The sequence below is a fragment of the Chitinophaga pinensis DSM 2588 genome, from assembly GCF_000024005.1.
GTDB classification, from domain to species: Bacteria; Bacteroidota; Bacteroidia; order Chitinophagales; family Chitinophagaceae; genus Chitinophaga; species Chitinophaga pinensis.
Map to the genome: position 1 here is coordinate 8,004,767 of NC_013132.1, position 16,112 is coordinate 8,020,878.

12 protein-coding genes are annotated in these 16,112 nt (G+C 45.2%); 3 read left to right on the forward strand and 9 right to left on the reverse strand.

All coding sequences use genetic code 11. The features are described from left to right. Positions 1-7 precede the first annotated feature (7 nt). Positions 8-3,205 carry a SusC/RagA family TonB-linked outer membrane protein gene (locus CPIN_RS31495; protein ID WP_012793936.1) on the reverse strand — a complete coding sequence of 1,066 codons (3,198 nt, stop codon included), beginning with the start codon at positions 3,203-3,205 and terminating at the stop codon, positions 8-10. 198 nt (positions 3,206-3,403) lie between these two features. Further along, positions 3,404-7,498, reverse strand: a complete 4,095-nt coding sequence (locus CPIN_RS31500; protein ID WP_044220160.1) for a hybrid sensor histidine kinase/response regulator transcription factor — start codon at positions 7,496-7,498, stop codon at positions 3,404-3,406. A 454-nt stretch (positions 7,499-7,952) separates the two neighbouring features. Between CPIN_RS31500 and CPIN_RS31505 the strand changes: the two genes are divergently transcribed. The 3 genes from CPIN_RS31505 to CPIN_RS31515 are packed head-to-tail and all read left to right on the forward strand — an operon-like array spanning position 7,953 to position 9,934. Beyond that, complete coding sequence (locus CPIN_RS31505) at positions 7,953-8,789, forward strand: hypothetical protein (RefSeq protein ID WP_044220164.1); 837 nt, start codon at positions 7,953-7,955, stop codon at positions 8,787-8,789. A 24-nt stretch (positions 8,790-8,813) separates the two neighbouring features. Beyond that, positions 8,814-9,356, forward strand: coding sequence for an RNA polymerase sigma factor (locus CPIN_RS31510; RefSeq protein ID WP_012793939.1), 543 nt, complete (start codon positions 8,814-8,816; stop codon positions 9,354-9,356). Next, positions 9,353-9,934 carry a hypothetical protein gene (locus tag CPIN_RS31515; RefSeq protein WP_012793940.1) on the forward strand — a complete coding sequence of 194 codons (582 nt, stop codon included), beginning with the start codon at positions 9,353-9,355 and terminating at the stop codon, positions 9,932-9,934. The genes CPIN_RS31510 and CPIN_RS31515 overlap by 4 nt, the downstream gene beginning before the upstream one ends. 170 nt (positions 9,935-10,104) lie before the next feature. Here CPIN_RS31515 and CPIN_RS31520 read toward each other — a convergent pair whose 3' ends face one another. The 7 genes from CPIN_RS31520 to CPIN_RS31550 form a co-directional block, all read right to left on the reverse strand. Then, positions 10,105-11,016 carry an alpha/beta fold hydrolase gene (locus CPIN_RS31520; protein WP_012793941.1) on the reverse strand — a complete coding sequence of 304 codons (912 nt, stop codon included), beginning with the start codon at positions 11,014-11,016 and terminating at the stop codon, positions 10,105-10,107. Between the two features lie 75 nt (positions 11,017-11,091). Beyond that, positions 11,092-11,676: a TetR/AcrR family transcriptional regulator gene (locus CPIN_RS31525; RefSeq protein WP_012793942.1), complete on the reverse strand. Its 585-nt coding sequence runs from the start codon at positions 11,674-11,676 to the stop codon at positions 11,092-11,094. Between the two features lie 385 nt (positions 11,677-12,061). Continuing rightward, positions 12,062-13,123 (reverse strand): NAD(P)H-dependent flavin oxidoreductase, encoded by a 1,062-nt coding sequence (locus CPIN_RS31530; RefSeq protein ID WP_012793943.1) that lies wholly within the window; start codon positions 13,121-13,123, stop codon positions 12,062-12,064. 48 nt (positions 13,124-13,171) lie between these two features. Beyond that, positions 13,172-13,414, reverse strand: a complete 243-nt coding sequence (locus CPIN_RS31535; RefSeq protein WP_012793944.1) for an Atu4866 domain-containing protein — start codon at positions 13,412-13,414, stop codon at positions 13,172-13,174. A 10-nt stretch (positions 13,415-13,424) separates the two neighbouring features. Then, complete coding sequence (locus CPIN_RS31540; protein WP_012793945.1) at positions 13,425-13,991, reverse strand: hypothetical protein; 567 nt, start codon at positions 13,989-13,991, stop codon at positions 13,425-13,427. 63 nt (positions 13,992-14,054) lie between these two features. Next, entirely contained in the window at positions 14,055-14,897 is an 843-nt protein-coding gene (locus CPIN_RS31545; RefSeq protein ID WP_012793946.1) for an oxidoreductase, read from the reverse strand. A 102-nt stretch (positions 14,898-14,999) separates the two neighbouring features. After that, complete coding sequence (locus CPIN_RS31550) at positions 15,000-15,893, reverse strand: helix-turn-helix domain-containing protein (RefSeq protein WP_012793947.1); 894 nt, start codon at positions 15,891-15,893, stop codon at positions 15,000-15,002. Between the last annotated feature and the right edge of the window lie 219 nt (positions 15,894-16,112).

Sequence of the window (16,112 nt, forward strand, 5' to 3'; positions counted from 1 at the left end):
AAGCTCATTAAAAATCAACCGCCACACTTGCGCTATACAAGCGGGTCAATGGATAGCGACCGGCATCCACACCAATCAGCTGACTGCTCAGCTGCACTTCCTTACCGAGATAAGAACCTACTTCAGGATCGTATCCTTTGTATTTGGTGAAAGTGGCCAGGTTCTGTACACCTGCGATCAGGCGGATGTTTTTAACGACAGACTGTTGTCTCAGTAATGCATGTGGAATGTTATATCCTAACTGTACATTCTTAATGCGGATATAAGATCCGTCTTCTACATAGAGGTTCGTAAAACGGTTGCCGTTACCGTTTACATCTGTGCCTACAATCCTGGGTACATTGGCGCCGGGATTCTCTAAGATGGTCTTACCACCTACATCTCCGACGCGTGCATAATTAAATGATTCCTGTAACAAGTTCCGGCCGAGATTGATATTATTCGGATTCGTATTCTCAAAACGGAGATAATTGAAGATGTCATTGCCCTGTGCAGCGGTCATCAATACACTCAGGTCAAATCCTTTCCATGAAAAAGTATTTGTCAAACCAAAAGTCAGCTTTGGCCAGGGGTTACCGATAAATGTCTGATCACGTGAATCGATGATATTATCCCCATTCAGGTCTTTGTATTTGATATCGCCCACCCATACGCCACCGTCTTTAGCCACAGGTAAACGGGTACCGTCAGATTGTGCAGGAATAGCGCTGCTGTTGATTTCATCGACAGACTGAAACAGTCCTTCTGCGACATAACCATAGAACTGCCAGGGCGCATCGCCGATCACAGAACGGGAGGTAAAGTTATTCATGAACCAGGCAGACCTTGACAGGAAAGCAGCATCAGAATAGAACTTCGTGATCTTTGTTTTGAAAGAAGAGATATTGAAATTGGTCCTCCAGCTGAAACCCTGTTTGTTATCTATATTAACCGTATTCAGTGTAATACCAAAACCTTTGTTCTGCATCGCCCCGATATTTACAATTGGAGCATTGATAGCGCCTTCTCCCTGTGTACCCATATAGGCAGGCAATGGATTAGGCATCAGCAGGTTGTCAGTTTTCTTGATATAGAAATCACCTTCCAGTTGTATACGGTCTTTTAATACACTCATGTTAAAACCGATGTTCTTTGTTTCGGTGGATTCCCATTTGAGTCCGGAGTTACCATACTGTCCGGTACGGAAACCTGCGCCCCATGGCGTAGTCACAGAAGTCAGGGAAGAGAACTGTGCACCACCGCTACCATTGTTACCGGTCGTACCATATTCTGCACGGATCTTCAGTTCGTTGATAAAGGGTAATGATTTCATAAATTCCTCCCCTGTCAGACGCCAGGCTACCGATACAGAAGGAAAATATCCCCATCTGTCATCTGCACCAAAGTTGGAGGAACCATCTGCTCTGCCAGCCAGTTGGACGATATACTTGTTATCGTACGTGTAGTTAACACGGCCGAGATAAGATTCAAGTGCACCCGATCCTTTGTAACTACCCGTTGTTTGTCCTAAGGCATTACCCAGGTTGAGAGAAGGGATACTGTTGCTGGCGAATCCTACACGCTGTGCAGAGAAACCCTGATAGTTCCATGCCTGTGCCTCGTGGCTCACCATCACACTGAAACTATGCTTACCGATATCACGGGAGTATTGCAGTAATTCGTTCAGGTTCCAGTAGAAGTTCTTTCCGTTGGATACTGCGAGCGAAGCTTTCTCATTGACATTATAACCTAACTGATAGGTAGGAATAAACTTGCTGCCATCTGTATATTCGAAATTCCCGTTAAAGCTGGTGCGGAAGGTCAGTCCTTTTATGATCGAGATTTCGGCAGTAGCGCCGCCCAGTCCACCGGTACGTTTATAATCATTGCTCACAAGACTGGCGATTGCAACAGGATTCAGCGGCGCATATTTCGCATTGGAACCATACTCATTTTCCGTAGCACCGCCCCAGCTGCCATCTGCATTTTTCACGGGAATATTAGGGGCCAGGTTAATGGCATTTCTGATTACGTCTTCACTGGTAGACGCCAGTTTTTCCTTCGTCTGATAGAAGTTCAGGGACGTACTCAGCTTCAGCCATTTGAAAGCCTGGTTATCCAGGTTCAGGCGGAAAGAGTAACGGTTGAAATCAGAACCGATTGCCACCCCTTCCTGGTCAAAATACTCGCCTGACATATAATAGGTGGTATTGCTGGCGCCTCCGCTGATATTCACCTGGTGCTTCTGTAATGAAGCAGTACGGAACAGGGCATCCTGCCAGTTCGTCCCCTTCCCTAACACACCGGGATTCTGAAATTCCGGTGTAGGGGTACGGTTCAGCAACTGGGCTATTTCATTGTTCATGATGGCAAACTGTTGCAATGTCATGGTATTGACTGCCTCCGGTTTGTCCTGCAGCGAATAGAGATAGTTATAAGACAGTTTCATCTGTCCGGACTTCCCTCTTTTGGTAGTCACCAGGATCACCCCATTGGTGGCCCGGGAACCATATACCGCAGTGGCAGAAGGTCCTTGCAGTATCTCTAAGGACTCTATATCCGAAGGATTGATCCCTGCCAGCGGATTAACAGAACTGGTCGCTCCATAAGACACCGTAGCCGGTTGCATCTGTACCCCATCGATGACATACAGCGGTTCATTGGTACCGCTGAGGGTATTAACACCACGGATATTCACGGAGATACCACCACCCGGTTGCCCGGAGTTTTGTGTAACATACACACCGGCGGCACGGCCCTGTATAGCCTGGTCGATGGTGGTATTGATGGTACGGTTGACTTCTGTGGAGGTAATGGAGACCTGCGCACTGCTCTGGTCTGTTTTCTTCATTTTACCATACCCGACGACCACCACGTCATTCAGTTTGCGGTAATCTTCCTGCATCACTACATTCACAGTGGCGGAATTACCTACCTTGAATTCCCGGGTAATGAAACCCATGGAGGCAATATTAATTACCTCTCCCGGAGCAGCCGGGATACTAAAATTCCCTGCCCCGTCAGTTGTGGTCATTCTTTTTGTCCCTTTAATAGTAATTGAAGCCCCCGGAACAGGTGTGCCTGTTTCTCCGGCGGTAACGCTGCCGGAGATCTTTCGTCCCGGGTCAGACTGGGTTTGTGCTTGCGCAGGCATAGTGACAGCCCAAAAGAAAATCATTACCCATACCGTCAGGTACGATTTTCCAGTAATACTGGCTCGTTTCATAGCGTGGAAGAATTAAGTTTTTAGATTAATGCGCGATTCGTTTGATTTTGGTCATCATTGCTCATATCGTGTTCCCCTTGTAGGATAAAAGTATCATCCCTCCGGGAGAAAGAGGGCTGTAGAATGTTTATTAAATAGGATAAAATGTTGCAGGAGGGGTATCAAATGTTGCTTTACGGGCATCATTTATTGCAATACCTACTTTCGGGCCGCGGTTGCATAGGCAGAGGGCAGCATATTATAAGCCATTTTGAAGTACTTGGCGAAGTATTTCGGGTTGTTGAATCCTACCTCATAGGCGACCTCGGTAACGTTCATTTCGGTTTTAGATAATAACTGTGCAGCCCTTTTGATACGGATCATACGTATAAACTCTACCGGCGTCTGACCGGTCAGGTTGAAAATACGACGATACAGGGAGACCCGGTTCATATAAAGTTCCCGGCTAAGTTCTTCTACGGAGAACCCGGCATTGGACAGATTCTGTTCTACTATTTCCAGCACCCGACGGAGGAACTTCTCATTAGGGGATGCCTCATTTTCAGCGTTTTGCAGTTCCGGCAGACTCACCTGATGTTTCGCCGGCAATGGTCTGGCCAGCAGATTACGTACCCTGGATAACATGATCTCAAAATTGAAAGGTTTTACCAGGTAATCGGCTGCCCCGGCTTCCAGTCCGCGGAGCTGTTCCTGTTCTCCGGCAGCTGCCGTTACCAGGATGACAGGGATATGTTTGGTCCGCGGGTCATTTTTGATCTTCCTGCACAGGTCAATTCCGTTCATGCCCGACATATTCACATCACTCATGACCAGATCCGGATGCCCTGACAGGGTTTTCTGCCAGCCGGCAATACCATCTGCTCCTTCTATAATATGATAACAGTCTTTCAGGTTCTCCTTCAGGTAAAAACGGAAGTCTTCATTGTCTTCTATCAGGAGGACGGTTTGCCGTTGGGTATCGGTGGCCAGCTCCTCTTCTGACAGTTCTTCCGGCAGCTCTTCCGCGAACAGGGGATCTTCTGTCAATAGCTGGTCTTTTACGCCTTCCTGCGGCTCGTCTGCCACCTCCGGCTGTTCACAGGTCTCTAAAGGCAGTCTTACCGTAAAACAGCTGCCTTTATTCACCTCGCTCTCTACGGTGATCGTTCCATTATTCAGTTTCACAAATTCACGGGTAATAGCTAGTCCGATACCACTCCCCCTGTTCATCAACCCTCCCGGCATATCACTCTGGAAAAACTGTTCAAATACCTTTTCATGTCTTTCCTCAGGGATGCCGATACCGGTATCTCTTACTTTCATTTCCAGCCAGGTCTTCTCTTGTTCATCTTTATTACTGTTTACCTCCACATGCACCGCTCCGCCGCTTGGCGTAAACTTAAAAGCATTGGACAGGAGATTAAACAGGATCCTTTCTATTTTATCATTGTCGAAATAGGTATAGACATGCGGAGCATTGCTTTTATAGGAGAAGAGGATCTGTTTCCTTTCTGCCAGATCAGCGAATGAAAAAGTTACTTCCCGGATAAACACAGCTATATCGCCCCAGGTAGGGTTTAAACGCAGCTCCTGCATTTCCATCTTCCGGAAATCCATTAGTTGATTCACCAGTATCAATAATCGTTTTGCATTCCGGTAGATCAGCTGGAACTTACCTTTCTCTTTTTGTTCACCGCTTTGCTGCATAATCTCTTCCAGTGGTGACAGGATCAGGGAGACCGGTGTTCTGAACTCATGACTAAGGTTTGTAAACAGACGGATCTTCATCATATCCATTTCATGCATACGCCTGGCTTCCTGTCTTTCCTGTTCCAGTGTAAAGCGCTTATGCGCCCTTCTGATCACACTACGGCGCAGCAGTAATAATATGGCCACGGTCAAAAGTACATAGATGATATAGGCCAGCGGCGTTTTCCAGAAAGGCGGTTTTACAATAATCTTCAGTGAAATGCCCTCTTCATTCCAAAAACCATCTTCATTGGCCGCCTTCACCTGTAAGGTATAAGTACCGGGATTGATATTGGTATAGGTAATACGCCGGGTGCTGCCATCTGCGATCAACCAGTTATCATTAAACTGATCCAGGCGATACGCATATTTATTCTTCTCCGTATTGATAAAATTCAGTGCGGCAAATTCAAGCGAAAAATCGTTTTCATTATGTTTAAGCACAATTTCTTTGGTGACAGATAAGGCTTCCGGCAACAATACCCTGTCATGCACTTTTGCATTGACTTCAATATTACGGTCGAATAAACGGAGTCCGGTAAATACCACATCAGGACGTGTATTATTCCGTGGCAGAGAAGAAGGATCAAACAGGTTAAACCCATCAGCACCACCGAAGATAAGTTCGCCGGTACTGAGTTTAAATGCCGCATTCACATTGAATGCCTTGCTTTGCAAACCGTCTTTATCATCGTAATTCCGACAGCTGATGCTGAGTCCTTCCGGGCCATCCTTTACCGCGATCCGGCTAAGTCCGTTGGAAGTACTCGCCCATAGATACCCTTCATTATCCTCCAGCATGGTGATGATGTTATTATCCGGCAGACCGTCCTTCACCGTAAACGATCTGAATTGCTGTACTTTTTCATCAAATACATTCAGACCGGCACGGGTACCTGCCCACATATGCCCTCGTTTGTCATAGAGCAGCGAACTGACATTATCATTACTCAGTTGATGGGTGGAACTGAGATAGTGTACAAAGACGCCTTTTGAATTATCCAGCACGTCAATACCATAGGCAGTGGCGATCCACAGGTTCCCCCTGTTGTCTTCTGCGAATCCGGAGATATAATTGGAATGAACGGATGCCGGCATATTGACATTGTTGTGATAGAAGATGCCATTACCAGGATCAAACCGGTCCAGTCCTCCGCCCAGGGTACCTACCCAGAAATTGTTCCGCTGATCACGGTATATCTTCCAGACGGACTTATTCGCCAGACTATTCGGATCATCCTCCTCATGGCGATAATGGTTAAAACGTCCGTTGCTGTAGAAGTCCATTCCTCCGAAATAATAACCGATCCAGAGATCATTGTAGTTATTCACATAGAGACTGACGATCACATCTTTGCTGATGCTGTTATCATTGGAAGGATCATGCTGAAAGCGTTTGAAGGTCTGATTGACACGGTCGAAGTAAATCAGTCCGCCGCCATTCGTACCAATCCAGATATTCCCTTTTTCATCTTCTGCAAAGCAATTGACATCATTATAACTCAGGCTGTTATTATCAGCATGGCTATGCTTATACAAGGGAAATTTCACCATATTCTCAGTGAAATAACTAAGTCCTCTTTTGTAGGTGCCACACCAGATAATGCCGAAATTATCTTTGTAGAGTGCATAGACGGCATTCTCTGCAATGGTCTTCAGATCGCCTTCTTTATTCACAAGAAAGCGGGACTTAAAATTGTTATTCTTATCAATCAGGTTAATTCCTCCGTGATCTGTACCAATCCAGATGAAATGTTTATCGTCTTCCACAATACTATTGACAATATCATTGTTCAAAGCCCCTGTTTTACTGGATAGCATTTTCACTTTACCATCCGTCCGGTTCAGATAAGCCACCCCGAAATCACTTCCCGGCATATACACCCACATATCCTTTGCTGCGTCTATGAAGATGCGCAGGGCTAAGGGAGGTTTACCGATGTATTTCCTGATATTGGAATTGCGATAGATAATCTTATTACTGGCAATGTCCAGTTTTTCCACATCTCCGTTCAGATAAAGGATAACCAGCAGCTTGTCTCCTTCCCCCTGCAGATCGGCAATAGCCGCATTGGCCCTATCCGGCAGTAATATTTTAGTGGTACGGCCGGTGCTGTCTGTTTTGTATAACCGGGCATCATTATAAGCGATCCACCAGTTGCGGCCTGTTTGTGCGACACTGGTGATGCCGTATTCAGACAAACCTTTTTTCTTCAGCCAGGTAGTCGCATCGGAGAACTGTTCTGTGACCGGATTATAGAAATTGTCCCCGTTCCTTGTTCTGATAAAAAGCTGATTATTCGGTGCGGGATAGATACCGGTGATGTAGTCGTCGTTAATAACGCCAGGTTCTGCACTATGCCGGAATGTTTTAAACGCATAACCGTCATAACGGTTTAATCCGCTCATGGTACCAAACCACATAAATCCCCTGGCATCTTTATAAATGGAATTTACCTGGTTATTGGATAAACCATTGTTCACATCTAAAGAAGAGAACTGGTAGGATGGCTGTGCATAGGCATAGCTTACCAGCAATAACAGTGGAAGCAGCAAATTTTTCATTAACATGGAATACGACTCAGTGCGTTATATTAAAAATAAGCTTTTTAGATCATACATGAGCCGCTTTTTTGCGGAGGGAGTGTCAGAGAGACACAACATGTTTGCTTTTTGTTAATATCTGTATACAGGGAATATTTCCCATTTAATTCCCCGCTAATCCACTTTTCCTTTATCATCAATAAACCCAACCCGGTCATTATCCAAAATTCTAAAAGGAGACTTTGTGCTGCGCCGTGACAAAGTGTAAGGTCAGTAGGAAAGAGATAATAAGTAATTGCTTCACAAATAAGTATTTAGATCAGGACCAATTAAATGGTATAAATATGTATTGTCCTTTCATTATCAGCTTCCTCTATAATTTAAAGTTTTTTTTTGCATCTTACCCAACCCTTTCCCCTTCCCCGGGGGTATTACCTATATCACTGAAACTAATTAATATTGACAAATGAGACGAATGAGACGCATATGTTTACCTATACTACTCGCTGTAACAGTCTCCTGTAGCACCACAAAGCTGGCTGTACCTGACCAGTTCAGCAGCGTATCCACCCGTTATCCCGTTAAAGGAGCACAAGGCTGGATGGTGAATCAGCACCTGAGCTTTGGGGATTATTCTACTTCCCGCATCAAAAGAGGCTGGCATATCAAGTCTAGCGTCCGTTATAACAATGTCTGGATTCCTGCGCCGGAAGTACTGGGAAATATATTCGGAGCGGAAATGATGGAAGAAGGGAAGCATGAAAAGGCTAAGATCAGGTATACCCTGACCAATACCCATAACAGCGCAGAGATTTTCGGTTCAGAGTTTTACGATAGTCATGATGTCGTATTAAACGCCGGCCGCATCCCCGTCATCGGGGGCGAATATTCCACCCTGCTCAATTCCAGTTATATCTATACGGCAGCCATCGTGCCCAACGACACCAGCGGCACAGGACTCTGGTCTTTACTGATGGCCCGGAACTATGATATCCGGAAAGACACTTCACACCGCATTTTCGATGCACCTTATGTGGAAGAAGAGGGGTATGCGACCAATGGCAGGGATACCGTTAAGATAAGGACGCTTAACCTCAATACCTTTATGAATAAAAACGGGAAAGTATCCAATACCCTGCTGGGCGCCAGAATACTTTCCGGTTATGAACTGAGCACGGAAGACGGCGTTGTCGGCATCATCGACTCCATGGATAAAGCGATCTGGCTGTACAATGACCAGGAAGAAAAACTCAAGTTCATCCTTTCGGCCATGGGAACCGCCATCTTGTTAAAGCAAATAGAACGCCAGTAAGCAAACCGCATTATCTGAATAACATTGCAAAGCCAGGAGCAGGACATATCACTCCTTATTGAAGGCTGCCTTGCCAATAACCGCAAGGCGCAGGAACAGCTTTACCGGCTGTTCTACAGCTTTGCTATGTCTATCGCGATGCGTTATGCAAGAAGTGAAGCAGATGCGGCAGATATCATGAGCCATGCATTTGTGAAGATCTTCAAAAGTATGCACACCTATGATGCAACAAAAGGGACCATGTATGCATGGATCAAACGGATTGTCGCCAATGAAGGCATAGATTATATTAAAAGTCAGAATAAGTTCAACCCTATCGAACTGGAAGATGCTATGGCGCCGTCTATCGATAACTCCGTTATCGCCAGGCTGGAAGCTGAAGATATCATGGCTACCATTAAAAAACTACCACCTGCCACCCACGCGGTGTTTATACTATATGTCATGGAGGGGCATACCCACAAAGAAATAGCCGTCAAACTAAACATCAGCGAAGGCACCAGTAAATGGCACCTGAGCGAAGCCAGAAAAATACTTAAACAAACATTACAGTTACAAACTGGATGAACCAAAAAGAAACATATGAAATCATTATCGCCCAAAAGCTGGAACAGCTGCCTGTTCCTGCTATGGAAGACGCTATCTGGGACCGGATAAGCGCACAGCTGGACATTGAAATGCCGCAGACAACACCTTCTGACAATACCCTTCCTGATAACAACGCATTCCTGAATATTGCCACACTTTTTGTACTGATCACCGCACTTTCCTGCTACCTCTTTATCAACTTTTTCCATCAAACGCCTGAACCGGTAACACCACCACCTGTCAGCACCCCCGCTACAACAACAAAAGACAGCATATGGCATGAACTACCGCCGCCGGCACTGGTACAACCGCCGCTGCCGGATAAGCAGACCATTGAAAAGAAAACGTCTATACAACCGGATACAGTAAATACAGTTCGCCCTGCCATCGTAACACCTGCGATAGATAGTGTAGCCACAGATCCACCGGAACAGCTCATTCCACCACCTGTTATCATACCCGTTCCGCCGGCAACGGATACAACACCGAAAAAGAAGTCCAGAGGTGTGAAGGGACTCAGTGATGAAGATTACAGGATAGCCCCTAAAAAACATTAACACACACTGTTCAGGGAAGTGACCACTTTATATTTTCCGGATTGGACTTGCCGGTAAATCATCTATGTCGAGGTGAGCAACTAATAAAAAAAGGCGCCGGCATGATCCGACGCCTTCAACTATGACACCCGATTAATGTACTATCTGGTACAATATCGTATACTAAAAAACTATTTCACATTCCTTGTCAGAAAATCATCGATCAGGGAAGTGATCACAGTACCATCTTCTTCCAGTGCGAAGTGACCGGTATCCAGTAAATGTAATTCTGCATCTGGCAGATCTTTCAGATAAGCTTTTGCACCACTGGCAGGGAAGATTTCATCGTTAGCGCCCCAGGTGATCAGGGTTGGCGGCTGATATTTGCGGAAGAATTCCTGCCATTCAGGATAGCGTTTAGGATTGCTGCTATAAGAGTAGAATAAAGCCAGTTGTATGTCTACGTTACCGGGGCGGTCCAGTTTACTCTGATCGTGTACCCAGGTATCCGGACTGATCTTAGCGGCGTCTCTTACACCTGTCAGGTACTGCCATTTTGTAAAATCCAGCTGTGAAGTGGCTTTCATACCATTGATGTGTGCTTCATTCTGCGGGTCAGCCCAGAAAGCCCTGATAGGATCCCAGAAAGGAGATAAACCTTCTTCATATGCATTACCATTCTGTACGAGTAAAGCCTGTACGCGTTCAGGGTGTCTGGTGGCAATACGATAACCGACAGGTGCGCCATAGTCCATTACATACAGACTGTATTTTGTCAGTCCCTTTGCCGTAATAAACTGGTCTACGATATCAGCCAGGTGATCGAAAGTATATTCGAATTCAGCCACCAGTGGCATACTACTGTTACCAAAACCAGGATAGTCAGGAGCAATCAGGTGATATTTTCCAGACAATGCTGTAATGAGGTTGCGGAACATGAAGGAAGAAGTCGGATATCCATGCAGCAGCAGGATGGTCGGATTCTTTGGCGAACCTGCCTCACGGTAGAAAATCTCCTGTCCTTCGATAGTCAGTGTTTTATACTCAACATTGCTGATGTCTACGCCTTGTGTAGCAGACGGTGTAGTTGTTGCGTGTGCCATTTTGATAAGTATTAAGTTGAATGTAATTGTTTATGATAATTGTGTACTATACAGTACAATATTGGGTAAAAAAATTTAATTCAATACCTGGAGACTCATTTCAAGCATCTCTCTCAGGTCTTCATGATCCGGGTTACTTCTTCTGGTAATATTCACACCATTCCACAGATTGATCAGGTATTTACCAATCACCTCGGGTCTTGCTGTATTCTTTATAGCCTTTTCTTCCTGTGCTTTTCTGATCACGGCAGTGAAGATATGCTCTGTTCTTGTCAGCAGTTCCGCTGCTACGAGTTTTGTATCCTTATCGCCATCTGATAACTGCACCAGTGCATTCCCCAGATAACAACCTTTCATGATCTTCGCCGTCGGATCATCTGCCAGCGACATAAAGAAATCCCTGATGAACTGTACCTGGTCTTTACTGGCCGCCAGATCACGGGATAACTGTTTGTCATAAGTATCGGAAAACTGCTTCAGGGATTTCTCATATAACTCCTTTTTACCGCCTTTAAAGGCCAGGTAAAAACTTCCCTTTCCGATACCCATTGCAGCCAGTAATTCATCTGCAGACGCAGCCTCATATCCTTTTTTCCAGAATACGTCGACCGCCTTCTCCACTACCTCTTTCTCGTCAAATATTTTTGGTCTGCCTGCCATGTTTCCTGTTGTTTACGATGTAAAGATACAAAACTGTACTATTCAGTACAAAATATCTTTTGCTTTTTTCTTTGGAGAATTTTTTTTACTTATTATACAGCGGTGGGGGATGATATTTCTGCCGGAAATGAGAGAACGCCAGGTAGTTGTTTCATGAGATCAAGCATAGATGCGTCGTATATGCGTCGTGTCAACCATATATTTTGGCCTTACAGGGGCCATTCAGGACAAAACGGCTCTATCTGTCTGCTAATATGACTACAAACCAACATAACTCATTATTAAACAATAGATAAGCCATAAACAATGCATCAACCGTATTTATAGTAATAGTTGATGCATTATTTATGGCTTATCCATGCAATATCGTCTGATTAAACCGATATCACAATCCTTCCGCCTGGGCAACCAGCTGAAGGAAAATATCCGCTGAAGACCTGTTCTCAGCTCCCGCTGACGCCTGACCAGCCCACATGTTCGTGAACTCCTTCCTGTCAGCCTGCTGCGCTTTAGCCCTCAAACCGGCCGTTATGCTATTTTGTATAGGGTATGGAGGGATCTTCAATCCTGAGGCTTCTACTGTGTCCATAAACTGATTTCTGATACCCCTTGCCCACCGTCCGGAGAAAGCGCGGGTAAGGGCGCTATCAGTCACCTGTGCCTTCGGAAGGGCTGTTTTATAGGAGGCAATGGCCAGACTCTCCTGACTGGCAATAAAAGCCGTCCCGATCTGCACCGCTTTTGCCCCCAGCTGGAATGCAGCCCTGATGGTACTGCCGCCTCTGATCCCTCCTGCTGCAATAACAGGGATCTTTACATGAGCTACTATCTCCGGTACCAGGACAAACGTACCCACCATCGGTAAAGGTTCATCATCCAGGAAACTCCCCCTGTGTCCACCCGCTTCAATGCCCTGTGCAACCACAGCATCCGCACCTGCCTTTTCTACCAGTACCGCCTCCTGTACGGAAGTAGCAGTACCCACCAGCACAATCCCTTTTTGCTTTAATGCAGTCATACTTTCCGCATCCGGAATGCCGAAGGTAAAACTGACGACAGGGATGGCTTCCGCTATGAGGATATCGATCTGTTCTTTGTAACTGTAAAACCGGAGTGCATCCAGTGACAAACGTTCAAAACCCAGCTGATTCTCCTTTGAAAATGCTTCCAGGAAATCCTGCATTGCTTCCGCATCTGCGCGACTATAGTCAGGTACACCATTCGTAAAAAGATTAACGGCAAACGGCTTAGCTGTCAGTGATTTTGTCTTACGGATAAGTTCCCTCGTCCTGTCCGGAGATAAACCTCCTACGGGCAGAGAACCCAGGCCGCCTTTTTCTGCAACGGCTGCCACCATCTCCGGCGTCGTAATGCCCAGCATCGGGGCCTGGATAATGGGGTAGTCAATATTGAGTAAGGCTGACAATTCATTTTTCCATTCCATCATTCGATCTTTTTGGACCTTACAAATTTAAGTCAAAAAGAGATCGGCCTGTTAATCCTCTCTGTACAGTACCATACCTGCATGATACAGTATACCTTCCCGGAAATCACCGTCAGCAGTGAAACCAGTATCATCTTTATAGTCAATGTGATCGCCGGTGATAATATAACTACCCTGATACGCACTTTTCTTATTGCCTCTTGCCTCATCATAGCGTCCGTTGGGTAACAGCTCATGCCGGATATAACCATCCCTGGTCACCCACATACCTACATATTTATTTGCGTTGTCCATGCGTTGTTGATTAATTGTGAATTTCTTTGCTGTTGTAACTTTCTCCTTTTGTATCGGCGCCGTCACTCATTTGCATTTTCAATGCGAGATGAATCAACTGCGTGACATAATTCCTTAACAGATCATACTTATACCTGTAATCAGAGGGCCACTCTTCCAACATGCGGACGAATATATCCGCTACTACTTTATCCTGTTCTTTTGTCAGTGCCTGTACCGGTTTTCCACCGGCCATAAACATGGGAAGCGCATTGATCTTCTCCTGCATCTGTGTCGTAAAGAACGGGGCGCTGAACACGCAGCAGAATCCCGTTTTATCCGCCTCCAATGATTCCCATGTATACGGCGCATGTGGATTGAAAAACACCAGTGTGGTTGCTGATCCCGCCATACTATTATCAGTATAGTGGGAGCGCTTACTTCCTCTTATCAGTCCTATCTTATAATAATCCATGCATTGTTTCGTCCATCCTGTCTTGTACTGCCACACATCCTCCAGCCTGAATACGCCGAAAAGTCCTGTCTGTTGCTCCGGATGCACGTGTTGTTTTTTAAACACACGCCGGCAGTACGTCATTATCCGTTTGATATTCGTCGTCAGACAAACCACTATCACGATTGATAAAAGGAAGCCCATACGCTACGCTTCAATCGCTGTAGAGACAGTCAGTTCCTTCCAGGTTTCCAGTTCATTTCTCAATGCATCCAGTTTCTTACCTGCAAGTTCATACGCATCAGTACCAAGGAAAAAGTGTAAAGGCGGGTTTTCCACGTCCGTGATCTTAATTACCGCTGCTGCTGCTTTCTCAGGATCGCCCGGCTGATTGCCATCTATTGATTGCTGATGTGCACGTTGTGATTCACGCACATTGGCATATGCGTCAATAGGATGCTTTGGTATCACCAGTGAATCGGAAGCGAGGAAGTTTGTTCTGAAATAACCAGGAGAAACAATGGTAGCGTGAATACCAAAAGGTTTTACTTCAGTAGCTAATGCTTCTGTCAGTCCGTTTACTGCAAACTTAGTAGCGCAGTAAATGCCAAAACCAGGAAAATCACCAACCAGTCCGCCGATAGAAGAGAAGTTAATAATATGGCCGGAACCCTGCGTTCTCAGATAAGGCAATGCTTTCCTTACAACGTTTAATAAACCGAAGACATTCACGTCAAAATTCTGACGGCCTTCTGCATCTGATAATTCTTCCAGACCGCCTACCAGTCCGTAACCTGCATTGTTTACTACTACATCTACACGTCCGAATTTATTGACGGTAGCAGCGATGGCATCTTCTACACTTTTCTCAGATGTAAGATCTACTGCCAGGGGCAGGAAATTATCATCTTCACCTACCGCTTTATTCAGTTCTGCAAGGTTTCTTGTGGTTGCTGCTACAGGAACACCTTTTGCGAGTAATTGCTTTACTATAGAGAGCCCAAATCCTTTTGAAGCGCCGGTTACAAACCAGACTTTTTGTTGTTTCATACTTTGTTTCTTTTGTTGTTGATACAAAGCTACAGCAACAAAAGCCCGTCGTCATTACACCATTCAAAGCGATAATTGTATCTTTCAAACAGCGCCCTGTTTTTAGATATTTCTGAAGGCGGTAGGGGTCGTATCAACCTGTCTGCGGAAGAACTTATTAAAATGTGCAGGCTCTTCAAAACCAAGCGCATAGCTGATTTCAGAGATATTCCAGTCGGTATGTTTCAATAAGGACTTTGCTTCGCTGGCCAGCCTTTCAAATATATGCTCTGTAGTCGTACGGCCGGTTGTTTCTTTAATTGCACGGTTTAAATGATTCACATGCACAGACAGATGTCGTGCAAAATCATTGGCAGAACGCAGCTCAAAACGCTGATGGGGTGACTCGATAGGAAACTGGCGTTCCAGCAGTTCTGTAAAGACGGATGTAATACGCGTCTTTGCATCGCTCTGCTGATACAGTTTTTCTGAAGGAGACAGCTTCAAGGCATAATGAATGATCTCCATCACATAGTTGTTCAGCAGATCATATTTATATACATAGTCAGACCGGATCTCTTCCATCATCTTTTCAAAGATGTTTGTTACCTGCTGATCCTGTATATCATTCAGGAAATATGCTGGTTTTCCGCCCTGTGCAAACATGGGAAAATCAGTCATACTACCGCGGATCCTTTCTGTGAAAAAACCTTCCTTGAAAATACAGAAGAAGCCACTTAGTTCCGGCGCCAGCGATTGCCAGGTATAAGGTACATTCGGATTGAAAAACATCAGGGTAGTACCTGATACTTCGATGCTTTTATCTGCATAATGATAAAAACCATGTCCCCTGGATAAGCCTATTTTATAAAATGTCTTACGGCTGTAACGAGGTGGCGTGGTTCCCATATGATTCTCCAGACTGAATACATTGAAATGCCCGGTTTCCTTGCTCAGGTTGGCTGGCACTTCTTTGATCTTATTCTGATAAAAATCTTCGAGTGTTTCTGTCAGCATGCTTGCTTTTATTAAATGCGATATATTAAACTTGAGATATGATCTTGCGGGGAAATACCTGTCTTAAAAACGGCCATACTTTTTCATACAATGCAAAATTAAGAGCTTGTTTCGGGTCATTCATTACGATAAACAAAGGATTACTTATAAAATTCAAACAATTTGCTTTCCCTGAATAGCAAGTTTCGGGTTTTCCCGCCCTTCCTCCTGCGCTACTTT